Source organism: Caenispirillum salinarum, assembly GCF_044803115.1.
GTDB classification, from domain to species: Bacteria; Pseudomonadota; Alphaproteobacteria; order Rhodospirillales; family Rhodospirillaceae; genus Caenispirillum; species Caenispirillum salinarum_A.
The window spans coordinates 4,287,127-4,310,103 of the sequence record NZ_CP085224.1 but is presented as its reverse complement, the minus strand read 5'-3'; the positions used below and the strand labels follow the sequence as shown (position 1 = coordinate 4,310,103).

The 22,977-nt window shown below is 68.4% G+C and carries 26 protein-coding genes, 2 tRNA genes and 1 pseudogene; 17 read left to right on the top strand and 12 right to left on the bottom strand.

The features are described from left to right. Positions 1-27 precede the first annotated feature (27 nt). On the bottom strand, positions 28-627 hold the full coding sequence (gene wrbA / locus LG334_RS19835; RefSeq protein WP_404380755.1) for an NAD(P)H:quinone oxidoreductase: 600 nt from the start codon (positions 625-627) through the stop codon (positions 28-30). A gap of 141 nt (positions 628-768) precedes the next feature. On the opposite strand from wrbA, the gene LG334_RS19830 reads away from it, so the two are divergent. The 3 genes from LG334_RS19830 to LG334_RS19820 all read left to right on the top strand — a co-directional run bounded on the left by LG334_RS19830 (position 769) and on the right by LG334_RS19820 (position 3,621). Next, positions 769-1,689, top strand: coding sequence for a LysR family transcriptional regulator (locus LG334_RS19830; protein ID WP_404380753.1), 921 nt, complete (start codon positions 769-771; stop codon positions 1,687-1,689). 145 nt (positions 1,690-1,834) lie between these two features. Beyond that, entirely contained in the window at positions 1,835-2,788 is a 954-nt protein-coding gene (locus LG334_RS19825; RefSeq protein ID WP_404380751.1) for a hypothetical protein, read from the top strand. A 137-nt stretch (positions 2,789-2,925) separates the two neighbouring features. Beyond that, positions 2,926-3,621 (top strand): AAA family ATPase, encoded by a 696-nt coding sequence (locus LG334_RS19820; RefSeq protein ID WP_404380749.1) that lies wholly within the window; start codon positions 2,926-2,928, stop codon positions 3,619-3,621. Between the two features lie 71 nt (positions 3,622-3,692). Here the strand turns inward: LG334_RS19820 and LG334_RS19815 are convergent, their stop codons facing one another. Beyond that, complete coding sequence (locus LG334_RS19815; RefSeq protein WP_404380747.1) at positions 3,693-4,268, bottom strand: hypothetical protein; 576 nt, start codon at positions 4,266-4,268, stop codon at positions 3,693-3,695. A gap of 82 nt (positions 4,269-4,350) precedes the next feature. Beyond that, complete coding sequence (locus LG334_RS19810) at positions 4,351-5,022, bottom strand: trimeric intracellular cation channel family protein (RefSeq protein ID WP_404380745.1); 672 nt, start codon at positions 5,020-5,022, stop codon at positions 4,351-4,353. Positions 5,023-5,123: 101 nt separating this feature from the next. Here LG334_RS19810 and LG334_RS19805 point away from each other — a divergent pair, with 101 nt between their 5' ends. From LG334_RS19805 to LG334_RS19785, 5 genes are all read left to right on the top strand, one after another. Next, positions 5,124-6,302, top strand: a complete 1,179-nt coding sequence (locus tag LG334_RS19805) for an ABC transporter substrate-binding protein (protein ID WP_404380743.1) — start codon at positions 5,124-5,126, stop codon at positions 6,300-6,302. A gap of 136 nt (positions 6,303-6,438) precedes the next feature. Then, positions 6,439-7,353: a branched-chain amino acid ABC transporter permease gene (locus LG334_RS19800; RefSeq protein WP_404380741.1), complete on the top strand. Its 915-nt coding sequence runs from the start codon at positions 6,439-6,441 to the stop codon at positions 7,351-7,353. A gap of 2 nt (positions 7,354-7,355) precedes the next feature. After that, positions 7,356-8,369: a branched-chain amino acid ABC transporter permease gene (locus tag LG334_RS19795; protein ID WP_404380739.1), complete on the top strand. Its 1,014-nt coding sequence runs from the start codon at positions 7,356-7,358 to the stop codon at positions 8,367-8,369. Next, complete coding sequence (locus tag LG334_RS19790; RefSeq protein WP_404380737.1) at positions 8,353-9,120, top strand: ABC transporter ATP-binding protein; 768 nt, start codon at positions 8,353-8,355, stop codon at positions 9,118-9,120. Before LG334_RS19795 ends, LG334_RS19790 begins: the two co-directional genes overlap by 17 nt. After that, positions 9,114-9,803 carry an ABC transporter ATP-binding protein gene (locus LG334_RS19785; protein ID WP_404380735.1) on the top strand — a complete coding sequence of 230 codons (690 nt, stop codon included), beginning with the start codon at positions 9,114-9,116 and terminating at the stop codon, positions 9,801-9,803. The genes LG334_RS19790 and LG334_RS19785 overlap by 7 nt, the downstream gene beginning before the upstream one ends. 16 nt (positions 9,804-9,819) lie before the next feature. Here the strand turns inward: LG334_RS19785 and LG334_RS19780 are convergent. Continuing rightward, positions 9,820-10,122, bottom strand: a pseudogene (locus LG334_RS19780) (transposase); the annotation flags it as partial. Between the two features lie 75 nt (positions 10,123-10,197). Here LG334_RS19780 and LG334_RS19775 point away from each other — a divergent pair. Next, positions 10,198-11,381 (top strand): IS3 family transposase gene (locus LG334_RS19775; RefSeq protein WP_404379525.1). Its coding sequence is split into 2 segments (ribosomal slippage): positions 10,198-10,474 and positions 10,474-11,381, totalling 1,185 coding nucleotides; the frame shifts between segments, so codons are not numbered across the junction. Positions 11,382-11,458: 77 nt separating this feature from the next. On the opposite strand, the gene LG334_RS19770 is transcribed toward LG334_RS19775, so the two are convergent. Then, a complete protein-coding gene (locus tag LG334_RS19770) occupies positions 11,459-11,662 on the bottom strand; it encodes a hypothetical protein (protein WP_404380733.1) in 204 nt (67 codons plus the stop codon). Between the two features lie 281 nt (positions 11,663-11,943). Here LG334_RS19770 and LG334_RS19765 point away from each other — a divergent pair, with 281 nt between their 5' ends. Further along, complete coding sequence (locus LG334_RS19765; protein WP_404380731.1) at positions 11,944-12,438, top strand: hypothetical protein; 495 nt, start codon at positions 11,944-11,946, stop codon at positions 12,436-12,438. A 31-nt stretch (positions 12,439-12,469) separates the two neighbouring features. On the opposite strand, the gene LG334_RS19760 is transcribed toward LG334_RS19765, so the two are convergent. The 4 genes from LG334_RS19760 to LG334_RS19745 all read right to left on the bottom strand — a co-directional run bounded on the left by LG334_RS19760 (position 12,470) and on the right by LG334_RS19745 (position 14,737). Next, positions 12,470-12,748 (bottom strand): hypothetical protein, encoded by a 279-nt coding sequence (locus tag LG334_RS19760; protein WP_404380729.1) that lies wholly within the window; start codon positions 12,746-12,748, stop codon positions 12,470-12,472. 172 nt (positions 12,749-12,920) lie between these two features. Continuing rightward, the gene (locus LG334_RS19755; protein WP_404380727.1) at positions 12,921-13,613 is read right to left on the bottom strand and encodes a DUF599 domain-containing protein; all 693 of its coding nucleotides are present in this window, start codon (positions 13,611-13,613) and stop codon (positions 12,921-12,923) included. Positions 13,614-13,939: 326 nt separating this feature from the next. Then, positions 13,940-14,461, bottom strand: coding sequence for a heme-binding protein (locus LG334_RS19750; protein ID WP_404380725.1), 522 nt, complete (start codon positions 14,459-14,461; stop codon positions 13,940-13,942). Positions 14,462-14,584: 123 nt separating this feature from the next. Further along, on the bottom strand, positions 14,585-14,737 hold the full coding sequence (locus LG334_RS19745) for a hypothetical protein (protein WP_404380723.1): 153 nt from the start codon (positions 14,735-14,737) through the stop codon (positions 14,585-14,587). A gap of 125 nt (positions 14,738-14,862) precedes the next feature. Here LG334_RS19745 and LG334_RS19740 point away from each other — a divergent pair, with 125 nt between their 5' ends. Beyond that, the gene (locus tag LG334_RS19740; RefSeq protein WP_404380721.1) at positions 14,863-16,197 is read left to right on the top strand and encodes a DUF2252 family protein; all 1,335 of its coding nucleotides are present in this window, start codon (positions 14,863-14,865) and stop codon (positions 16,195-16,197) included. 74 nt (positions 16,198-16,271) lie between these two features. Here LG334_RS19740 and LG334_RS19735 read toward each other — a convergent pair whose 3' ends face one another. Next, positions 16,272-17,135 carry a hypothetical protein gene (locus LG334_RS19735; protein ID WP_404380719.1) on the bottom strand — a complete coding sequence of 288 codons (864 nt, stop codon included), beginning with the start codon at positions 17,133-17,135 and terminating at the stop codon, positions 16,272-16,274. A 170-nt stretch (positions 17,136-17,305) separates the two neighbouring features. Here LG334_RS19735 and LG334_RS19730 point away from each other — a divergent pair, with 170 nt between their 5' ends. After that, positions 17,306-17,782 (top strand): hypothetical protein, encoded by a 477-nt coding sequence (locus LG334_RS19730; protein ID WP_404380717.1) that lies wholly within the window; start codon positions 17,306-17,308, stop codon positions 17,780-17,782. Positions 17,783-17,982: 200 nt separating this feature from the next. Beyond that, positions 17,983-18,897 carry a DUF1206 domain-containing protein gene (locus tag LG334_RS19725; protein WP_404380715.1) on the top strand — a complete coding sequence of 305 codons (915 nt, stop codon included), beginning with the start codon at positions 17,983-17,985 and terminating at the stop codon, positions 18,895-18,897. A 160-nt stretch (positions 18,898-19,057) separates the two neighbouring features. On the opposite strand, the gene LG334_RS19720 is transcribed toward LG334_RS19725, so the two are convergent. Continuing rightward, positions 19,058-19,468: a helix-turn-helix domain-containing protein gene (locus tag LG334_RS19720; protein WP_404380713.1), complete on the bottom strand. Its 411-nt coding sequence runs from the start codon at positions 19,466-19,468 to the stop codon at positions 19,058-19,060. A 252-nt stretch (positions 19,469-19,720) separates the two neighbouring features. Here LG334_RS19720 and LG334_RS19715 point away from each other — a divergent pair, with 252 nt between their 5' ends. Then, complete coding sequence (locus LG334_RS19715; protein WP_404380711.1) at positions 19,721-20,446, top strand: LuxR family transcriptional regulator; 726 nt, start codon at positions 19,721-19,723, stop codon at positions 20,444-20,446. A 7-nt stretch (positions 20,447-20,453) separates the two neighbouring features. On the opposite strand, the gene rlmB is transcribed toward LG334_RS19715, so the two are convergent. Further along, positions 20,454-21,290 (bottom strand): 23S rRNA (guanosine(2251)-2'-O)-methyltransferase RlmB, encoded by an 837-nt coding sequence (gene rlmB, locus LG334_RS19710; protein WP_404380709.1) that lies wholly within the window; start codon positions 21,288-21,290, stop codon positions 20,454-20,456. A gap of 164 nt (positions 21,291-21,454) precedes the next feature. On the opposite strand from rlmB, the gene LG334_RS19705 reads away from it, so the two are divergent. The 3 genes from LG334_RS19705 to tuf all read left to right on the top strand — a co-directional run bounded on the left by LG334_RS19705 (position 21,455) and on the right by tuf (position 22,916). Continuing rightward, positions 21,455-21,539: transfer RNA gene (locus LG334_RS19705), tRNA-Tyr, on the top strand. A 45-nt stretch (positions 21,540-21,584) separates the two neighbouring features. Continuing rightward, positions 21,585-21,658: transfer RNA gene (locus LG334_RS19700), tRNA-Gly, on the top strand. Positions 21,659-21,725: 67 nt separating this feature from the next. Beyond that, positions 21,726-22,916 (top strand): elongation factor Tu, encoded by a 1,191-nt coding sequence (gene tuf / locus LG334_RS19695; RefSeq protein WP_404380692.1) that lies wholly within the window; start codon positions 21,726-21,728, stop codon positions 22,914-22,916. Positions 22,917-22,977: the final 61 nt, after the last annotated feature.

Here is a 22,977-nt window from a genome sequence, read left to right as displayed (position 1 = left end):
GCCGATGCCGCCTCCGTCGTCCATCGATCATCCCGCCAGCTTGGCGGCGATCTCGGTCACGTGCTGCCCCTGGAAACGGGCGATGGCCAGTTCGCGCTCCGTCGGCTGGCGGCTGCCGTCGGGGCCCGCCATGGTGCCGGCGCCGTAGGGACCACCGCCGCGCACCTCGTCGATCTTCGACAGTTCGGGGCAGCTGTAGGGCACGCCGGTGATGACCATGCCGTGGTGGATCAGCGTGTTGTGGAAGCTGGTGATGGTTGTCTCGTTGCCCGCGCCGGTGCCGGTGGAGGTGAAGACGCTGGCGACCTTGCCGATCAGCTTGCCCTCGGCCCACAGGCCGCCCGTCTGGTCCAGGAAGTTGCGCATCTGGGCGGCCATGTTGCCGAAGCGCGTCGGCGTGCCGAAGATGATGGCGTCATAGTCCGCCAGTTCCTGAGGCGTGGCGAGTGGCGCCGCCTGGTCGGTCTTGACGTTGAACTTTTCCTGGATGTCCTCGGGCATCAGTTCCGGCACGCGCTTGATGACCACCTCCGCGCCGGGCACGGCGCGGGCGCCCTCTGCGATGGCCTCGGCCATCGTCTCGATGTGGCCCCAGGTGCTGTAGTAGAGGACGAGAACCTTCGCCATGATCTGAACTCCTTCATTCCGTGCGGGCCGGCATCGCGGCCTCTCGTTTCCGTGCCCACAAGGATAAGGATTACGTTTTCGTGGACAATGGGGGGCGTTGGAATAATATCGTTTCCGTATCGTGAACGATTGGAGGCGGCCATGGCGGGCGATCCGTTGGAGGGCTACGCGACATTCGCGGCCGTGGTGGACTGCGGCGGGTTTTCCGCCGCCGCCGACCGGCTGGGGGTCAGCAAGTCCGCCATCAGCAAGCAGGTCTCGCGGCTGGAGGAGCGCCTGGGCGCGCGGCTCCTCAACCGCACCACCCGCCGCCTTGCGCTGACCGAGGCCGGTCAGGCGTTCCACCAGCACGCCCTGCGCATCCTGGCCGAGGCCGAGGAGGCGGAACTGGCGGTCAGCCAGTTGCACGCCAGCCCGCGCGGGCTGTTGCGCGTCTCGGCGCCCATGAGCTTCGGCATCAAGCACCTTGGGCCGGTGCTCTGTCCCTTCCTGCAGCGCTACCCCGACCTGACGCTGGAGGCCGCCTACGACGATCGGCTGGTGGACATGGTGGCGGAAGGCTTCGATGTCGCCGTGCGCATCGCGCGGCTGGCAGACAGTTCCATGATCGCCCGCAAGCTGGCGCCCTGCCGCCGGGTGGTGGTCGCCAGCCCCGACTACGTGGAGCGGCGCGGCATGCCCATGCATCCGGCCGAACTGGCCGCTCACGACACCCTGCTCTACACGCTGCAGGCCACCGCCAACATCTGGACCCTGGCGCACGCCGACGGCAGCCGGGCCGACGTCAGCCTGTCCGGGCGGCTGCGGGTGAACAACGGCGACGCCCTGCGCTCGGCGGCCGTGGCGGGGCTGGGGGTCATCATCACACCCACCTTCATCGTCGGCGACGACCTGGCCGACGGGCGGCTGGTGCGCGTGCTGCCGGACTGGGAGGCCGAGCCGATCCACATCTACGCCGTATATCCACCGGGCCGCCATCTCTCGGTCAAGGTGCGCGCCTTCGTCGACTTTCTGGCCGAGGCCTTCGGGCCCAATCCCTACTGGGATTCCTGGGACCGATGAACCCTACGACGCCGTTGCGGGTCATCCCTTGGACTCCCGTGGTGGCATACCGGAAGGTCCTGTGGCACTGTGGGATACGATCAGATAATGACAAGGATACGAACGTATGTCGGAGGTCGGGCGGCCGGAGGCCACGGACAAAGGCTTGCCGGGCCGGAGCGGCGGCGGCAGCGGCGCGACGCCGCTGACCGTCGGGCCGGTTCTGGTTTGGCTGTCCTTGGCTGCGGTGGCGATCATCATTGCCGGCATCGTCGGCCATGTCCTGGAAGTGCGCGACACCACCCGTGCGGCCGCCCAAACCCAGGCCCGCACGGCTGCGCAGCTTCTGGCCGAGAACACGGCCCGCCTGATGGACTCGGCCGACTTCCTGCTCGATGACGTGGCCGATCGGGTTCAGGCTCGTCCCTGGGCCGACATCGCGTCCGATGCCGCCCTGTGGCGCGGAATGGCCGCCGACGCCGAGCGCTTCGAACACGTCGAGGCCGTGTGGCTGAACAACGCCGACGGCGAGTTGCGGCAGGTCAGCCTGCGGTTTCCCTCGCCGGCATCGAACGCCAGCGACCGCGATTTCTTCCGCCATTTCGCCGAGGGCGGCGCCGGGCCGTTCATCAGCGAGCCGATCATCGGCCGGGTCACCAAAAAGCCGACCTTCCTGCTGACCCGCGCGCTGACCGCGCCGGATACGGGCGCCTTCCGCGGGATCGTGTCGGTGACGCTGGACGCGGCCTACTTTTCCAGCTTCCTGGAAACCTTCGCCCTGCCCTACGACGCCAGCATCATGCTGGTGCGCGCCGCCGACGGCCGGGTGCTGGTCAGCGAGCCCGAGGCCCGCACCGGCAGGGTGGTGAGCGCGCCGCTGCTGGAGCGGGTCGAACGCGGCGTCTCCGTCGGCGCCTTCCAGGACGCGGACACGATCGGCTGGATGCGCCGCCTGCCGGAGTGGCCCGTCTATGCCGTGGTGCGATTCGACGGCCGCGCCATCGACGCCGAGTGGCGCGATTCGGTGGTCAACTACGTCGTGATCGGCGGCCTGGCGCTCATCGCGCTCATCGGTCTCGCGGGCTATGCCCGGGCGGTGGAACGGTCGGTAAGGGACTGACGGCGCTCGCATTCGATCGGTCATACCCGCGGTTTCCCTTACCGGGATACCCGCAATCTGATAGGATGAATGGCAGGGAATTGGTCCGGCCGACGGGCGATGTTCAGACCCGCGGCCGCCAGGTGCAGGAGGCAGCCATGCCCGACGTCCAAGCCATCATCCAAGCCATGCTCGCGGCGACAAGCGCGCCCGGCCACGAAGACAAGCCGCGGGAGCGCCTGCCCGCCATCGCGATTTCCCGCGACTACGGGTCGGGCGGGGACGAGATCGCCCAGCTTCTTTCGCAGCGCCTGCACCTCAAGGTCTATGACCGCGAGATGATCGACAAGGTCGCCAAGCGCATCGGCACCGACCCGCAGACGGTCCGCCAACTCGACGAGGGCATCGGCCGGGTGCGCGAAATGTGGCTGACCCGCCTGTTCAGCGGCCAGGACCTGTCGCCCGACACCTACAAGCGCCATCTGGTGGACGTGATCCTCAGCCTGGGCCGCGCCGGCGGCGTGCTGCTGGGGCGCGGCTCGCATGTGGTGCTGTCGACCTCCACGGCCCTGCGCGTGCGCATCACCGGCTCGCCCGAAATGTGCGCCCGCCGCGTCGCCGCCGCCGAGGGGCTGTCCTACGACGACGCCCTGGAGAAGGTGCGCGAGATCAACCACAACCGCAGCAAGTTCGTGTGGGACCTGTTCCACGTCCGCACGTCGGAAGCCCACAACTTCGACATCGTGGTCAATACCGACCGCCTGGTGAACTTCCATCAGGCCGCCGCCATGCTGGAAAACGCCTACCACGCCATCGGCGGCATGGAGACCGAGGCCGACGCGGCCGCGGGATGACCGGGCGCCGAGTCGGGCGGCATCCGAACGAAGGGGCGCTGCGGCGCCCCTTTTTCGTTCCAGGGTCCGTCTCAGCCGACGGCGCAACTGCGCGGATTGACGTAGGCGCGGGCGTCGGGGCCGAACCGCCCGGTGTGCTCCATTTCCCGCCCGTCGGGCGCGCGCAGCGTGACGCGCACGCCGCCGCCGTCGAACTCCGGCCCGGCGATGCGGGTGCGGCCCCAGGGGCTGTCGTCCAGCGCGTCGTCCACGTCGATGGAGAACACGACGCGCTCCCCCTGCCGCAGCCCCGATAGCTTTAGCGTCAACAGGCGTCCACCGTCCTGCCCGCCGGCGGCGCCGATGATCTTGTCGCCGCCCTCCCGCGGGATGAAGGGATAGGCGGCGTTGGACCCGCCGCCGCCCGCTTCGGTGTCGAAGACCAGGCCGCCGACGGTGCCGCCCAGGTCAATGGTCACCGACATCACGGTGGCAAGGCAGGTGCCCGTGTTTTCCACGTGGAAGAGGTCGGGGCCCATGCCCTCCTCGAAGCGCACCGTCAGGTCGGCGGGCGGGTTGTCCAGGCCGAAGCCCTGCGCCACCGCCGGGGCGGCCGCGGGCAGGGCCAGCGCGAGGGCAGCGGCGGCGGTGGCGGAACGCCGGACCATGGCGGGACCTCCTGCGCGGGACGCGATCTCTCCACATTTGGCGCCCTCGGCCGTCGATCAAGGGGGCCGGGGACGGGGCTGGCTAGTCGCGCCGCCTGGGCGGGCCGTCCAGGGGGCGGTCGGGGCGGCGGTAGTGGGGCAGGGACCAGCCCCGCGCGATCGCCAGCGCCCGCACCGTGAAGGCGAGCGCGAAGGCCGCCAGCGCGCGCACCTCCTGCCCCACGCCCAGGCCGTGCAGGACCACCAGCGTGCCGGCGCCGGCGAAGGCGGCGGTGACGTAGATTTCCTTGTGCAGCACCAGCGGGCTTTCGCCCGCCAGGACATCGCGGATGATGCCGCCGAAGGCCGCCGTCATGATGCCCATGGCGATGGCGACCGAGGGCGGCGCGCCCAGCGTCAGCGCCTTGCTGGCCCCCGTCACCGAGAACAGCGCCATCCCCAGCGCGTCGGCCCACACCAGCCCGGCATAGCGGCTGTGGAACAGGCGGGCGAGCCAGAACATCGCCAGCGACACCACCACGGGCGCGATCAGATACAGGCTGTCGGACACCCAGAAGACGGGCTGTGCGCCCAGCACCAGGTCGCGGAGCGTGCCGCCGCCGATGCCCGTCGCGGTGCCCAGCGCGATGAAGCCGATGGGGTCCATCTCCTTCCGGGCGGCGACCAGCGCGCCGGATATGGCGAAGACGCAGACGCCCAGAACGTCCAGAACGGTGACGATGCCGGTGATGTCGAGCGGGGAAAGGGGCGGCATGGATGCTTTCTTTCGTCCATCGGCGGCCGGGCGAAACTCTTTGGCGCAGCCGCGAAGTCGGGTACAACAAGGGCCGGGACTATAAGGGAGGCCGAAGACCCATGCACAGGAAACCCGCCGCGATCGCTGCCGCCATCGCGCTTGCCGCCGCCACCGCCGTTTCGCCCACCGCCGCGCTGGCGCAGGAGCCGGTGAAGATCGGCATGGTCACGACCCTGTCCACCGGTGCCGGATACCTGGGCGATCATGTGCGCAAGGGCTTCGAGCTGGCGCTGGAACAGTCGGGCGCCGCCGACCGGGTGGAGCTTCTGGTGGAGGACGACGGCCTGGACCCGGCGCAGGCCGGTCAACTGGCCCAGCGCATGGTGGAGCGCGACGGAGTGAAGCTGATGACCGGCTCCATCTTCTCCAACGTCGCCATGGCGACCATCCCCAAGCTGGTGCGCAACAACGACGTGGTCTACGTCAGCCCCAACGCCGGGCCGGCGCCGCTGGCCGGCAAGGACTGCCATCCCAAGTATTTCAACGTCGCCTGGCAGAACGACAACCTGGCCGAAGTCATGGGCCAGTACGCCACCGGCCAGGGGTATGAGCGGGTCTACCTGCTGGCGCCGCAGTACCAGGCGGGCAAGGACAGCCTTGCGGGCTTCAAGCGCTACTTCAAGGGCGAGGTGGTGGACGAGGTCTACACCAAACTGGGCCAGACCGACTACGCCCCGGAAATCGCCGAGTTGCGCGATGCCGCGCCCGATGCCGTGTATTTCTTCTACCCCGGCGGCATGGGCATCAACTTCATGAAGCAGTTCGCGCAAGCCGGGCTGGCCGACAAGATCCCGGCGCTCGGCCCGGCGTTCAGCTTCGACGACACCCTGCTGGATGCCGTCGGCGAGGCCGCCATCGGCTTCTACAACGGCAGCCAGTGGTCGCCGGACCTGGCCAACGAGCCCAACCGCAAGTTCGTCGCCGCCTACATCGCCAAGTACGACGAATACCCCACGCTGTACTCCAGCCAGGGCTACGACGCCGGCAACCTGATCGTCTCCGCCCTGACGGAAACGGGCTGGAGCACGGACGATACCGACGCACTGGCCGCCGCCATCAAGAAGGCGGAGTTCGACAGCGTGCGCGGCGACTTCAAGTTCGGCAACAACAACCACCCGATCCAGGACCTCTACGTGCGCGAGGTCTACAAGGACCAAACCGGCAACATCACCAACCGAATGGTCGCCGAGGTGTTCGAGGATCACCAGGACGCCTATGCGGCTGAGTGCAAGATGTGAGTGAGCGCTGACGCGCTTGGGGCTCCCGCCCCAAACCCCAGGCCGGGGCGGAAGCCCCGGACCCCACTTTTTCTATTAGAAGACTGAGGGGGCCGGGGGACCGAGGTCCCCCGCGTCTGCTTGGAACCTGAACCGTATGCTTCTCTTCCTCGAACAGCTCCTGAACGGCGTGCAGTTGTCGGTAACGCTGCTGCTGATGGCGTCGGGCCTGACGCTGATTTTCGGGATCATGAACCTGCTGAACCTGGCCCACGGGTCGCTGTTCATGACGGGCGCCTTCGTCGCCGCCTGGGTGACGGGCGAGACGGGGTCGTGGCCGCTCGGGCTGCTGGCGGGGGCGGGCGCGGCGTTCGCGGTCGGGCTGCTGATCGAGACCGTGGTCATGCGCCGGCTTTACGACCGCGACCACCTGGACCAGGTGCTGGCGACCTTCGGCCTGATCCTGTTCTTCAATGAAATGGTGCGGCTGGTCTGGGGCATCCGCCCCATGCGGCTGGACGTGCCGGATGCGCTGTCCGGCTTTGTCGAAGTGGTGCCCGGCGCGCCATACCCGGTCTACCGGCTGGTGGTGATCGGCGCCGGCCTCGCCGTCATGCTGGCGCTGGGGTGGCTGGTGCGCGGCACGCGCGTCGGCATGCGCATCCGGGCCGGCAGCGTGGACCGCGAGATGATCGGCGCGCTGGGCGTGGACATCGGCAAGCTCTACACGCTGGTCTTCGCGCTCGGTGCCCTGCTGGCGGGGCTGGCCGGCGTGCTGGCCGGGCCGTTCCTGGCCGTGCAGTCGGGCATGGGCGAGCCCATCCTGATCCTGGCCTTCGTCGTCGTGGTGATCGGCGGCATCGGGTCCCTGAAGGGTGCCGTCGTCGGCTCCCTGGTGGTCGGGTTGACCGATACGCTCGGGCGCGTCTACCTGCCCGAGATCATGGAATTCCTGTTCGGCGAGGGCGCGGCGGAGGCCGGGGCGGCGGCGCTGTCGTCCATGCTCATCTTCCTGGTGATGGCGGTGGTGCTGGCGGTCTTCCCCTCGGGCCTTTACGGGCGCAAGGGATGACCATGCGGCCCGATAGCCCGACCCTTCGCCGCCGGCTGATCCGCGACGGCCTGCCCATGCTGCTGCTGGCGGTGGCGCCGCTGGCCGCCATGGCAGTGGATGCCGGATGGCTGGTGCCGGTGTTCACCCGCATGGCCGTCTTCGCGCTCGCCGCCATGGCGCTGCACTTCATCTTGAGCATCGGCGGCATGGTGAGCCTGGGCCATGCGGCGTTCTTCGCCATCGGCGGCTATGTGGTCGGCATCGGCAGCCAGCACGCCTATGACGAAACGCCGGCGCCCTTCGGCCTGCCCGGCTGGAACGACATGCTCATATCCCTGCCGGCGGCCTTCGTGGTGGGCGCGCTGATCGCTGTCCCCTTCGGCTGGGTGAGCCTTCGCACGCGCGGCGCCTATTTCATCATGATCACGCTGGCGCTCGCACAGATGGTCTTCTACCTGCTGGTCTCCTTGCGGGCCTACGGCGGGGAGGACGGCATTTCCATGTGGTGGGGCCGAAACACGGTGGCGGGCCTGGAGATGTCCGACCGCCTTGCGCTGCACGCCGTCTGCCTCGTCATCCTGGCGCTGGCCTGGTGGGTCCTCACCCGCATGACCACCGCCCCCTTCGGCCGCGTGCTGGACGGCGCGCGCCAGAACGAGGGGCGCATGAAGGCGCTGGGCTACCGGCCGCTGGCCTACCAGATCGGCGCCTTCGCGCTGTCCGGCGGCATCGTGGCGGTGGCCGGCGCATTGATGGCAAACGTCGACGAGTTCGTCAGCCCCGGCCTCGGCCACTGGACGGTTTCCGGCGAGCTTCTGGTGATCGTCATCCTGGGCGGGCTGGGCAGCCTGTCGGGTGCGGTGTGGGGCGCGGTGGTTCTGCTGGGGCTGGAGGAAATCCTCATGGAATTCACCCAGCACTGGGCCGTCATCCTGGGGCCGCTGCTGGTGGTGATCGTGCTGTTCGCCCGCGGCGGCGTCGGCGGGTTCCTCGACCGGTTGAACATGGGGAAGCGCCATGACGCCGACGCCTGACGCCCCGGTTCTGGAAGCGCGCGGGCTTCGCAAGAGCTTCGGCGCCCTGGTCGCCACCAACGGCCTGTCGCTGACGGTGCGCACCGGCCAGATCCACGCGCTCATCGGCCCCAACGGCGCCGGCAAGTCCACAGCCATCGCCCAGCTTGCCGGATCGCTGACACCCGACGAGGGGGAGGTGCTGTTCTCCGGCCAGCCGGTCACGCGGCTAGACGAAGCAGGCCGCGCGCGCCTCGGCCTTGCCCGGTCCTTCCAGATCAGCGCGCTGTTCCCGGAAATGACGGCGCTGGAAAGCGTCATGCTGGCCGTCCAGGCCGGCCGCCGCCACCATGCCCGCTTCTGGAAACCCGCCAGCGCCGACGAGTCGCTGCTGGAGCCCGCCCGCCAGGCGCTCTACACGCTCGGCATCGGGCATCTGGCGCGGACAAGGGCGTCGGACCTGGCGCACGGGCAGCGGCGGCTGCTGGAGATGGCAATGGCGCTGGCCCGCGAGCCGAAGGTGCTGCTGCTGGACGAGCCCATGGCGGGGTTGGGCTTCGTGGAGACGCGCAACCTGTCGGCCGTCATCCACGCGCTGAAGGCCGACATGGGCATCCTGCTGGTGGAGCACGACATGGACGTGGTCTTCCGCTTGGCCGACGTGGTGACGGTGCTGGTGGACGGCGCCGTCATCGCCAGCGGGCCGCCCTCGGCCATCCGCGACGACCCGGACGTGCGCCGGGCGTACTTAAGCGAGGACGACGCATGCTGATCGAGGCGCGCGACCTTTCCGCCGGCTATGGCGACGTGCGGGTGCTGGAGGAGGTTTCCCTCGGCGTGGCGGAAGGGGAGATCGTCGCCCTGCTCGGCCGCAACGGCATGGGCAAGACCACCACGGTCCGCGCGCTGACGGGCATGCTGCCGGCCATGGGCGGCGCGGTGCTCATGAGCGGCGCGGACGTCACCGCCCTGCCGTCGCACAAGCGGGCGACGCGGGGCCTCGGGCTGGTGCCGGAGGGGCGGCGGGTGTTCCCCAACCTGACGGTGGCGGAAAACCTGCGCGCCACCGAGCGCCCCGGCCGCTGGACCTATACCAGCGTGCTGGACCTGTTTCCCCGCCTGGGCGAGCGCCTGGGCAACCTGGGCAGTCAGCTTTCGGGCGGGGAGCAGCAGATGCTCGCCATCGGCCGGGCACTGCTGACCAATCCGTCCATCCTGATCCTGGACGAGGCGACGGAGGGCTTGGCGCCCGTCATCCGCGCGGAAATCTGGCAGACATTGGCGCGGCTGAAGGACGAGGGCCAGGCCATCCTGCTGGTCGACAGCCGCCTCGGCCCCGTGCTGCGTCTGGCGGACCGGGCGGTGGTGCTGGTGAAGGGCCGCATCGCGTGGGAGGGCGCAACGGCCGACCTGCGGGCCGATGCGGACTTGCAGCGGAAATATCTGGCGGTGTGAGCGACTGTCTTTCCGATCAAACGATTTGCTCGCGCCATGGCTGGGCCTCCCGGATGATTGCATTGAGGATTGTGATGAGCTTGCGGGCGACGGCGATGATGGCAACGAGCTTGGGTTTGCCCTGAGCGACGAGGCGATCCCGAAACCCCTTGAGCAGGGGATTGTGCCGCGCGGCGACGAGGGCCCCCATGTAGAGGGCAGTTCGGACGGCGGCACGGCCGCCGCCGATGAAGCTCTTGCCACGCCATTTGCCGGATTGCCGCGTCCACGGCGCCAAGCCGACCAGAGCGGCGATTTGCCGGCGGTCGAGGGTGCCGAGTGAGGTGGCCCCAAGAATCTGGACAGGTCGGTAAGCTCTGGGTTTTGCTCCTGGGGCGAGACAGGAGAAGACCGCATGAGCAAGAATCGTCGCAACCACAGCGCCTCCTTCAAGGCGAAGGTGGCGATGGAGGCGCTGTCCGGCGAGAAGACGGTGGCCGAGCTGAGCGCGAAGTACGACGTCCACCCGACGATGATCAACGCCTGGAAACGTACGCTGCGGGACCAAGCGGCCACGGCATTCGAGAAGGGCCCATCGAAGGCCGACAAGGACAAGGAGGCGCTGGTCGATGAGCTGTACAAGCAGATCGGCCAGTTGAAGGTCGAAAATGATTTTTTGGCCGTCAGGCTCAAGCGCTGAAGCGGGTGGAGCGCCGAGCCATGATCGACATTTCCCACCCCACGCTGAGCCTTACACGGCAATGCCGCCTGGTCGGCATCAGCCGGTCGTCGCTGTACTACCGTCCGGTGAACGACGACACGCCGAAGAACACCGAGGACCGGATGCTGATGGCGGCCATCGACCGCCACTTCCTGGATATGCCCTACTTGGGCAGCCGTCGCATGGCCGCCCTCCTGCGCCGCGAGGGCTGGTCCGTCGGCCGCAAACGGGTGCGACGCCTGATGCGGCTGATGGGCGTTCAAGCCGTCTATCGCCGGCCGCGGACCACGGTGCCGCACCCCGAGCACCGGGTCTATCCCTACCTGCTGCGCACGCTGGTCATCGACCGGCCGAACCAGGTGTGGGCTGCCGACATCACATACATTCCGATGCGTCGCGGCTTCCTGTACCTGGTCGCCATCATGGACTGGCACAGCCGCAAGGTGCTGTCGTGGCGGTTGTCCAACACCATGGACGCCGATTTCTGCGTCGCGGCGCTGGAACAGGCCCTGGAAACCTACGGCCCGCCCGAGATATTCAATAGCGACCAGGGCAGCCAGTTCACCAGCCTCGCCTTCACTGGGACGCTGAAGGCGGCGGGCGTGCGCATCAGCATGGACGGCAAGGGCCGCTGCATGGACAACATCTTCATTGAGCGCCTGTGGCGCAGCCTGAAGTACGAGGAGGTCTACCTGAAGGCCTACACCACTGGCAGCGAGGCCAAGGCCGGCATCGGCGCCTGGGTGCAAACCTACAACGAGCGGCGCCCGCACCAGGCCCTGGCCTATGCCACCCCCGATGAGGTTTACTGGCGAGGCCTGCCGGGCTCCGGGCTACGCTCCCGCTCCGCCCTCCGCCCGGCAGGCCTCGCCGCCTGACCGCGACTACCCACCAACCAAGCCCCAGGAGCAGAGCTTACAGAGCGCGCTGATCTGCCCGAACAACCGGGACCACTTCACAGGGCTGCCGCGACGACGGTCTCGAAGCCGCCAGTGGCCTCGATCGCGATCCGCTCGGCGCCGAGCGGCTTCAATCGCTCGACCAGATCCGACAGCCCGCCATGATCGCGCGGAACATGGAAAGCGGCCATCGAAGGCGAGGTGGTGGCGACATCCAACCGATCCTTCGAGACGTCGATGCCGATGTTGAGAGCGTCCATCCGATCCCATCCTTGCGCAAGCGGGCTTCGCTTCGAGCGGCCCAAGCGACTGTTGGGGTTCGATGGAACGGCGGACGAGGACCCTGGCTCACACACGGGCTTGGTGTCCCTGAGGGGCGTCGGTCTCTCGTCCGCCACCGCAACCGGTATCATACCGGATTCGGCACATGCTAAGTTACAAGGGGCCGATGCGGGCGGAAGGGTGACGAAAGGCCGCATGGCTGGTAAGGTGCGGGCCTTCCCGTCCATCCATCCACGCAAGGCCGCCACAGGAGAGCGCCGTGCTCGTCCGCGTCTACCGCAACATTCCCCGCAACTGCCTGACCGTTGCCCACATCGGCGACGACGACAACTGGAAGGTCGCCCACTATTCCAACAGCGTGCTGCTGGCCGACGTGGAAATGGTGGTGATCGAGGCGAAGCGGTTCGACTATCTCCGCTCGGGGCGGGTCAACCTGCACGCCTGGCTGGAGGGGCAGCTTGTGGCGGCGGACACCTTCGCGCTCGACGACGCCGAGGCGCCGCGCTCGGACATCGTGGAGAACCGTTTCCCTTGGGTGCCCGAGGCCGACGTGGTGGCCGACGTGGCGCGCGACTGCACGGCGGTCGGCTACAATCCCGACCGGGCGCGGTTCTTCTATGAAAAGGAAACCATGGACGCCATCGAGTCGGCGCCGCTGACGCTGGCCGAGGCCCCGGCGAAATGCTTCGCCTTCGCTCCCGACGACGTGCCGGCCGACGTGGCGCTGGACCAGTTGCTGAAGGAAGCCGCCTGATCCGGCGGCCTCGCTTTGCAGATGGCGAAGGTCAGATGGTCTGCCTGACCTTCAGTTCCTCGTGGCTGTCCACGAAGTGCTTGAGCACCAGCTTCAGCTTGGCGGCGTGGGCCATGTGGCCGTGCGCCTTGGCGGTGGCGATGTCGTCCAGGATGAACCGCTGGACGCACAGGCTGCCGTCGGGGCACTGCATGATGTAGTTGCCAAGCTCCGCCGCCACGATCTCGGGGATGTGCTCGTGCTCGGCGATGGCGTCGATTTCCTCGGGGCTCAGTTCGCTCATGGCGATGCAGTCGTCGATGGACAGCATGACGAACGTCTCCTGCTCGTGACCCGCCGCCGCGCCTGGCCTGTGCCGGTATCCCGGTCTTTTCGTATGGCGCTTGCGCGGCGACCTCCCGTGCGGCGGTCCGCATGACACGCCGCATGTCGGGATAACCGCCCAGGCCCCGATTCGATCCGCATTGAATCGCCGAAATTCCTTACGGGTTTAGATCGCGCAGCGCGGACAGGGCCTTGGACTTGAACTCCCTGCGGTAGAGGACCAAAGCCACCCCAGTGGTCAGCACGGCGAAGACCGCCGGTCCGATCAGCCACCCCAGCGCCGCCAGCGCGAAGAAGTACGCCCGAAGCCCCCGGTTGAAGTGGTGACCGGACCGCGCCGAGAGCATCGCCGCCACCTCGGCCATGCGCCTGCTGTGCGCGCTATCGCCGTCGACCGCCGCCGGCAGTCCGCCGACGGTGATGGAGCAGTAGTTCGCCAGCCGGAAGGCCCAGGCGAACTTGAAGAAGGCGTAGATGAAGATCACCAGCAGGCCCACGGTCTTCACCTCCAGCGCGGCGGGCTGGGTGGCGTCGGTCAGCGGCAGGCGGGCCAATGCCAGCGCGCTCTGATCGGCCACGCCGATCATGGCGATCAGGCCGCCGATGACGAAGATGGTGGTCGACGAGAAGAACCCCACGCCCGTCAGCAGGTTGCCCAGGATGTTGGTGTCGATCATGCGCAGGTCGCGCCGGGCGGCCTCGTGCATCCAGGCACGGCGGCGGGCGTTCATGGCCGCCGTGATGCTGCGGGCGTGCGCTGGCCCGTGGTCGGCATAGGCGGTGTAGGCCGCCCACACGGCGAAAAACCAGACGAGCGCGGCGCCGTCCCAGACGTCCATCCATTCCAGCATGTGCGGATAAGGCCCCCTCGATGAACTTTCGGGGCCAAGGGTAACCCGGCCGCATCGGCGGGGCTACCGCCCCCGTCGCTCCGGCAGGGGGGAAGGGTCGGGCGGCGACGGGGGCGGGTGCCAGCGGTAGCCGTGCAAGACGGCGGAGGAAGGTGATCAGCGCGCCCCCACCTTCCAGGCTGACCCTCAAAGCGTCGCCGTTTCAGCCCGTTGCGAACAGTGTGCGGAAGGGGCAGCGGCATCGGCAGCCGGCGTACCCCGTCGGACGGTTCCGCCTCCGCCCTGCCGACCAGCCGCCAGGTCCCCGGTCCCGGCGGCTGGAGGGGTCAGAGCGGCATGCGGTCCTGCACGGCCTCGATGCCGGCCTTGGCGCAGGCGGCGTCGTCCTCGCCCGTGGGGGCACCCGACACGCCGACCCCTGCGATCAGCCCGCCGTGCCATTCCATGGGCTCGCCGCCGCCGAGCATGAGCACGCCGGGAATGTCCCGTGCGCCCGCCTGCTGCTCGCCGGCCGCCGTGGTGCCGATCAGGTCCACGGTCGCCGTGCGGAAGCTGACGGCGGTGTAGGCCTTGCGGATGGCCGTCTCGGGTGTATGCGGCCCCGCGTAGCGGGCGCGAATCAGCGATTGCGGCACGCCCCAGCGGTCGGTGACGGCGACGGCCACCTGATAGCCCTGCTCCAGGCAGTGCTCCATGGCCGCCTGGGTGATGGCGTGCGCCAGCTCGGGCGTGAGGGCGTTGTGCTGGACGATGGCGTTCTCCTCGCTCTGCGCCAGCGCGGGACCCGTGGCGGCGAAGGCGGTGCCGAGGGCGAGGGCGGCAGCGGCCATGTGCTTGCGCTGTATCATCGGCGTTTCTCCCTGTGTCTCCCTGTCTGCGCCCGCCCGTCATGGAGGGGCGCGCCGAAAGTGTAGCACGGCGAAGGAAGAGGGCGGACGCACCGGCGGCGTCCTCCAAAAGGGGAAGGCGCCTCAGGTCAGCGCCACGACGCTGGCGATGATGCCGGCGGCGATCGTCACCAGGCCAACGACGCCGCCGCTGATGGCGCCCTTGCGCCACAGGACCACGGCCATCGCCACGATCAGCGGCGCCAGCGCCAGCATGGCGAATTCCTTGTCGGTCATCTTGAAAGGACTCCATGCGAAGTGCGGATGGCCGATGGTCGCCCCGCTTCGGAGCCGCACGCCTTGATCCCCGACAAGCGGAAAGGCACCCTTCTCGTGCCACTGAAGAGGGAGGACCCATCCGCATGTCGCTGACACAGGACCGCGCCGCCTTGATCCGCACCGAGCTGAAGGCCGTCGACGGTGCGCCGCCGCGGCCGAAGGACCCGCTGCCCAAGCATCTGAAGATGGCGCGCTCGCCGTTCCGGTTCTTCCGGGGCTCGGCGCAACTGTTCTACGCGGACCTGGCGTCGGGGCTGCTGCCGGTGCCGGAGGCGCTGCGCGACGTGCCGCTGACCCGCGTGCAGGGCGACTGCCATTTCTCCAATTTCGGCTTCCTGACCGAGGAAGGCTCCCACGGCGACGCCGTCATCTGGTGCCCCAACGACTACGACGACGCCTGCATGGGGCGGGCGGCCTGGGACCTGCTGCGATTCTCGGTCAGCCTGGTTCTGGCGGCGGAATACGCGGTCGGCGTCTGTGGCGGCACCTACGACACCGAGGAAGACGCCGTGCCGCCCGGCACCGGCCCCGAACCCGAGGAGGCTGCGCGCGCCATCGAGTCGTTCCTCACCGCCTATGCCCGCGCCTGTGCCGATGTGGTGGGCGACCCGGACGCCCGCGACCGCGTCATCGCCGGCTTCAAGAAGAAGCACGCCCTGGGGCCGGCCGAGCGCAAGGCCCGCAAGCGGACCGCCGGCGGCAAGAACTTCGAGACCAAGTCCAGCCTCGCCAAGGCGGCCGAGGTGCGCGACGGGGCCTGGCGGTTCCGCGACATTCCGGGGCGCCACGGACGCCTGAATGAAGCGGAAAGGGCCGAGATCGTCGACGCCTTCCGCCCCTATGTGGATGACGCGATCCTGGACGTGGTGCGGCGGCTGGGGGCCGGAACGGGGTCGGTGGACGTGGACCGATTCTATCTGCTGGTGGGGCCGCCCGTGCTGGACCCGGCGCGGCCCCACCTCAACCACGTGGTGGAGGTCAAGCGGCAGAAGCCGGCGGCGCCGCTGCGGCACTTCCCCGACATCAGCCCCACCAACCGGCTCGACCCCGCCCACCTGACGGTCGACTGCCAGCGCGTCATGCAGCGCCGCCCCGACATGGTGCTGGACGAGGCCAGGTGGCGCGGTCACCACTGGCTGATCCGGTCGCGCCACTTCTCCCGCGTCGGGCTGGACCCGGAGGTGCTGATCTGCGAGAAGCCGGCGCGCATGATCGAGGAATACGCCGAAGCCTGCGGCGAGGCCCTGGCCCTGGCGCACGCCCGCGGCGACCGACGCTCCACCGATCTGGAAGCCGCCATGGCCGGGGCGCTGGTCATGGACCGCACGCGCGAGACCATCCGCCGCGCCGCCGTGGACTACGCGGGCCAGGTGGTGGAGGACTGGGCGACGCTGCGGGGGGCGCTGAACGACGGCTGAGAAAGAACCTTCCGGCTGCGGCGTAACGACGCGCGAGGGAGCCGGGCGCTCCCTCGCGCGTCCCCCGGGAAGCTCTACCGTTCCGGCCTGAGGGCGGCGGCCGGTTCCGCGGTGGTCGGGTCCGGGCCGGCCGGCGGCTGCGCCGGTGCCGTTTCCGGCAGGCGCGGCAGGTGCGGCGGTGGGCCGAAAAGCTGGCGGGACAGGTCCACCAACTCGGCGTCGAACAGCCTCAGGTATTCGGTATCGTCGGCATAGGCTCGCCACCGCTCGGTCACGCGCATGGCCCCGGCGCGGCCGTCGTAGGCCAGCCCGTCGAAGGAACTGCCGCCGTTGCAGGCGGCCACCGTCTCGATGCCTTCGTCGGTGAAGGACAGGCCGAGCCGCGCAGCAATCTCCGCCCGATAGGCCCGACTCGAGGCCCAGCGGTTGTAGAGGATGGGCAGCGGCTGTCGGCGGCTGCCTTTTCGCGGGCGGGTGTTCAGCGCCTTCAGGGCGGTGCGGGCATGCTGCTTCCACATGCGGACGGCGGTGGCGCGGGGCAGGTCGGCGCCCATGGCCCGGCGGCTGGCGAACAGGTTGAACGGGTCGCGCAGGATGACGACGTCCAGGCGGCTGTCGGACGGGCCGACCCAGGCGTCGTGGTTGTCTTCGAAAACCCGGCTGAAGGCGTGGGCGTTGTAGCTGTCCTCGTAGGAGTGCAGCAGCAGGTCCTTGGGACTCAGGCGGCCGCCGGCCTCGGCATCAAGGTCGAAACCCTCCCACGAGGCCCGCCACGGTCGGCCGTCGCTCAAGGGTCGGCAGCTTTCAAAGGGATTGGTCTTGCCCTCGGCACAGTTGAGGAAACACACGCGGCCCTCGGCCTGGCGCATGATCCAGTCGATGATGGCGTGGTTGCCGCTGCGCGACATGCCGCTTAGTCGGATTTCCGTCCTGTTCACGGTCAGTCCGTCCTCCTGTGGCAGAAGCTTTTGTTTTCACCGGGGTATTTGGCCCCCGGTGATAAGGCTGCCTGAAGTAGAACGCTACCGTTTTTTATGGCGATCTTAGGATCTTCTTCTGTATCTTCCCGCTGCTGCCCACGTCTTTCGATGGAAAGAGGAACTTGATCATGTCCCGCCGCCGCTCGTCTTCCCGTGCTGCCGTCACTCCGGCCGATGCCCTGCGTCTGTCGCGCAGCGTGCTGACATCCGGCGAGATGCTGACGGCCGCGGCGGCCACCATCACGCTGCGCACGTCGACGCTGGGACTGGCGGCGCTCGGGCTGGTGCCCCACGATGCGCGGGAGTCCCAGCGCATGGTGGCGGAGAAGGCGGAAGCCGCCGTGGACGCGGCCGCGGCCGCCGCCGCCGCCCTGCCGGCGGCACAGAGCCATGTGGCCGGGGCCATGGCGGCGCACTGGATCGAGTGGGGCCGCTGGGCCGCGATGCCCTTCGCCGCTGCCCCGCCGGTTGCCGCCACGGCCGGGTTGTCGACGGCAGCCTGGACGGCATGGCTGTCGGCTTACGATGCCGCGCTGCGCCCCTACCACAAGCGCACCACGGCCAACGCCCGACGTCTGTCCCGCAAGGGCGGCAAGAAGGTCTGAGAAGCGCTACATTTCCGGATGGTGCGAAAAGTAAATATGGCGTATGGACCGTCCGTCCGTGCTGTGGCGTTTTCACGTTTTGGCAGTCGCGCAATCATCTCTAAGTCAATATCCCAAAATTATTTTCCAGCCGACTTCGCGTGCGCGCAACAGGCGCTGCACGAACAGCGTTGTGCGGGAAAACTATGGGAGGTCGAACCATGGCGACTTCATCCGACGTCCGCCATCACGGCCGGACCGCCCGCAAGGCCGGGCGCGAGGCCGGGCGCCAGGCCGAGAAGGGCGGCCGCAAGGGCCTGACCATGCTCGCCCGAGCCGGCTATGCGGCGCGCGGTATCGTCTACATTGTCGTCGGCGTGCTGGCCGTGCTGGCAGCCGTGCAGGGGCTGGGCGTCTCCACCGGGGGCGCCGAGGGCGGTACCACCGGCACGAAGGGCGCCATTCAGGCGATTCTCGACCTGCCCGCCGGCCCATGGCTGGTGGGTGCCATTGCCGTCGGCCTGCTGGGCTTCACCCTGTGGAGGCTGGTCCAGGGCTTCGGCGACGCCGACAGCCACGGGGGCGGCGCCAAGGGCTGGGCCATTCGGATCGGGCTGGTTTTCTCCGGCATCATCCACCTGGGTCTGGCCCTCTACGCCGCCTCGCTGATCTGGACCGGCCTGGCGATGGCGGGCGGCGGTTCGGGCGGTGGCGGTGGTGGCGGCGGTTCTGCCGGCGTCACGGCCTGGATCATGCAGCAGCCCTGGGGCTACTGGGTGATCGCCGCCTTCGGCGTCATCGCGATCGGCGTCGCCGGATCGCAGGTCGTCAAGGCGGTTAAGAAGAAATACAAGGACAAGCTTGATCCCCGCGCCGCCAACGCCGACTGGCTCGACAAGGTCGCCCGCTTCGGGCTTGGCGCCAAGGCGCTGGTGCTGGCGATGGTGGGCGTGTTCCTGATCTCGGCCGCCTTCGGCCCGGGCAGCGCCCAGTCTGCGGGGCTGCCGCAGGTGCTGGCGACCCTGCAGGCCCAACCGTATGGGGCGTGGCTGCTGGGCATCACGGCGGCCGGGCTGGTGGCGTTCGGCGTGTTCGGCCTTGTGCAGGCCAGGTACCGCATCATCCCGCAGCCGTGACGGCGTAGAAACGGAAACGGGGCGTCGGTCCCCGTTGGACCGTCGCCCCGCTTTCGTATGACCGGCCCCCACAAGGCCCCGGGAGCCGTTCAGGATCTGTCAGCGCGCGGTCCGGCCCTTTCCCTCCCCGGGCCGGGTGCGGCTGAGATCGTCGCCGTCGTCAGGCGCTGTTTTCGAGAAACGTCAGGATCGCCGCCTGCTGCTTCTTGCCGAGGCGATTGAAGGCCACCAGCAGGCGCAATTCCTCGGTGCTGATGGCGTTCTCGCCGCTGGACTGCGGCAGCGTGTCGGCGCCTTCCTGGAAGTCTTCGAAGAAGAACGACACCGGCACCTTCAGCACACGCGCGATTTCCCACAAGCGCGAGGCGGAGATGCGGTTGGTCCCGCGCTCGTACTTCTGGATCTGCTGGAAGGTGACGCCGATCTGCTCGCCCAGTTCCTGCTGGGTGAGGCCGAGAAGCGTGCGACGCAGGCGAACGCGGCGCCCGACGTGACGGTCGAGCGGGTGACCCTCGCGGACGGCATCCTCTTCGGGTGCCGCTGCAGAGGCCTGATTGGGGAGGGGCATCATGGTTCCTCGCAATGCATAGTTACTTACGACCTGTTCATGCTACCTATTGCTTCCGTGCCCCCGCAAGCCCTATCTTCCCGTAAGAGGAAGTAATTCGGATAAGATTGCGCCACATAACTGTGTGTGGTGATCTTACAATTATTTGGAGTGGGCGACGTTGGTCTTAAGAGGCCTCGATCGCCATTCTGGGGGCGTCTGAACACCGCGGCGTGGTACTGTGGTACGCTCGGTGTGCGGCGAGGGGTGACCGCCATGTCCATTGCGCAATTCGTGGATAACTCTCAGCAAGCCGGGTCGCTGGACGAGCTGCGCGCCCTTCTGGTGGAGGAGGCGCGGGCGCACGGGTTCGACTACACCGTGTACTGCCAGGTCTCGCGCTACCAGGCCAGCGGCGACCCGGCGAGCCTGGTTCCCGTCAGCACGCTGCCGGACGTCTGGGTGGCGCACTACCTGCGCAACGGTTACAGCGACATCGACCCTGTCATCCACCGCGCCCGCCACACGGCGCGGCCTTTTCTCTGGCGCGATGTTTGGGAGGCCGATCTACTGCGCAAGCAGAAGGACCTGCGCGAGGAGTCGGCGATGATGGGCCTGCGCAGCGGCGTGACGGTTCCCCTGTTCGGGCCGGGCGGGCAGGCGGCGCTGCTGTCGGTCTCCGGTGCCGATGCCGAGGCCGAGAGGCCCGACGTCGCCCGCGCCATCGGCGCCATCGGCATGCAGTTCCAGCTGGTCTACCAGGAGCTGGCGCAGGAGGGGGGCGGCGACACGGTGCCGGCCTTCGTGCCGCTGACCCCGCGCGAGCGCGAGGTGCTGCTTTGGACGGCGCGCGGCAAGAGCAACTGGGACATCAGCCAGATCCTCAGCGTCTCGGAGAGCGCGGTGAACTTCCACATCACCAACGCCATGCGCAAACTTGAGGCCAGCTCGCGCGTCCTGGCGGTGCTCAAGGCGATCCGCCACGGCCTCATCATACCCTGAAGCAACGTCAGGTCTGCGCCTCCAGGGCCTCGCGGCGGAGTTCATAGAGTGCCACGGCGGCGGCGTTGCTCACGTTCAGGCTTTCCATGGCGCCGGTCATGGGCAGGCGCACCAGGTGGTCGCACGCCTCCCGCGTCAGGCGCCGCATGCCCGTGCCCTCGCTGCCGAGAACCAGCACCACCTTGCCGCTCAGCCTGGCGCCCGCGAGCGTGGCCGGGGCGTCGGCGGCCAGGCCGGCGACCCACCAGTTTTCCGCCTTCAGCTTTTCCAGCGCCTGCTTGAGGTTGCCGACACGCACCAGCGGCACCCGCTCCACCGCCCCCGAGGCGGACTTGGCAAGCACCGCCGTTTCCTCGGGCGCGTGACGGTCCTGGGTGAGCACGGCCAGCGCCCCGAAGGCCGCCGCGCTGCGCAGGATGGCGCCGACGTTGTGCGGGTCGGTCACCTGATCCAGTGCCAGGATGACGCCGGTCTCCACGTCTCCCGCCTCCCGCAGCAGGTCCTCGATGCCGGGGACTGGCAGGGGCGCTGCCGACAGGGCCAGTCCCTGGTGGACGGCGCCCTGCGGCAGCATGGCGTCCAGTTCCGTCTTGTCCACCGCCCGAACCACCGGCAGGTCGTCGCGGGCGTCCAGCAGGGCGCGGACGCCTTCCAGCGCATCGGGCGTGCCCACGACCGTGCGGACCTTGCGGATCGGATTGGCGAGCGCCGCCTCCACCGGATGGCGGCCGTAGAGCCATCCCTCGCCGCCGGCCGAAGCGCCTGCCGGAGCGGTCCCCCGCGGCGGCTTTCCGCCGGCGCGGCGGTGGGGCTTTCCTTTGGATTTGTCGCGGTGGGCGGCCATGGTGTGTCCTCGATGTTTGGGGAAAAGCGGCAGCGTCCGCCCGCGGCGACGGCGCCGCTAACATTTGTGCCCTAAACGCTTTTTTTCTCGTTGACAAGGTGCGCCGTTTCCAATAGTTCAGGGCCTCCGTTGTCGCGGCGATCCCACGGGGCGCGGCGGACGATGGAGGGGTGGCCGAGTGGTTAAAGGCACCAGACTGTAAATCTGGCGACGTAGTCTACGCAGGTTCGAATCCTGCCCCCTCCACCACATTCCCTCGCCGCGATCGGCGGTGTCGGCGGGACGACGGGGCTTGCGGGTGTAGCTCAATGGTAGAGCCCCAGCCTTCCAAGCTGGTTGTGCGGGTTCGATTCCCGTCACCCGCTCCAGCTTCTTCGCATTGTCTCTCCGACAATTCCCTACTTTCAGGCGCACCTCCAGGACACGGGTTGGACGATGGCCAAGGAAAAGTTTGAGCGCTCGAAGCCGCACTGCAACATCGGCACCATCGGGCACGTCGACCACGGCAAGACCACGCTGACTGCCGCGATCACCAAGGTGATGGCGGAGACGGGCGGCGGGTCCTTCATGGCCTACGACATGATCGACAAGGCCCCGGAAGAGCGCGCCCGCGGCATCACGATCTCGACCGCGCACGTCGAGTACGAGACCGAGAACCGCCACTACGCGCACGTCGACTGCCCGGGCCACGCCGACTACGTGAAGAACATGATCACGGGTGCCGCCCAGATGGACGGCGCGATCCTGGTCGTGTCCGCCGCCGACGGCCCGATGCCGCAGACCCGTGAACACATCCTGCTGGCCCGCCAGGTGGGCGTGCCCGCGATCGTGGTGTTCATGAACAAGGTCGACCAGGTGGACGACCCCGAGCTGCTGGAGCTGGTCGAGCTGGAAATCCGCGAGCTGCTGAGCAGCTACGACTTCCCGGGCGACGACATCCCCATCGTCAAGGGCTCGGCCCTGGCGGCGCTGGATGACAGCGACGCCGAGATCGGCCAGAAGGCGATCGTCGAGCTGATGAAGGAAGTCGACGCCTACATTCCGCAGCCGGACCGTCCGAAGGACCAGGCGTTCCTGATGCCGATCGAGGACGTGTTCTCGATTTCGGGCCGCGGCACCGTGGTGACCGGCCGCGTCGAGCGCGGCATCATCAAGGTGGGCGAGGAAGTCGAGATCGTCGGCCTGAAGGACACCAAGAAGACGACCGTCACCGGCGTCGAGATGTTCCGCAAGCTGCTGGACCAGGGCGAGGCGGGCGACAACATCGGCGCGCTGATCCGCGGTCTGAAGCGCGACGAGGTGGAGCGTGGGCAGGTCCTGGCGAAGCCGGGTTCGATCACGCCGCACACCAAGTTCACCTCGGAGTGCTACATCCTGAACAAGGAAGAGGGTGGCCGTCACACGCCGTTCTTCTCCAACTACCGTCCGCAGTTCTACTTCCGGACCACGGACGTGACCGGCACCATCGCGCTGCCCGAGGGCACCGAGATGGTCATGCCGGGCGACAACATCACCATGGAGGTCACGCTGATCGCGCCGATCGCCATGGACGAAGGTCTGCGCTTCGCCATCCGTGAAGGCGGTCGTACCGTCGGCGCCGGCGTCGTCGCCAAGATCATCGAGTAACGCCGCAGACGGTCGCGCGGGCCCCGGCCGGAGCCCGCGCGACTTTTTTCTTGTCAAACCG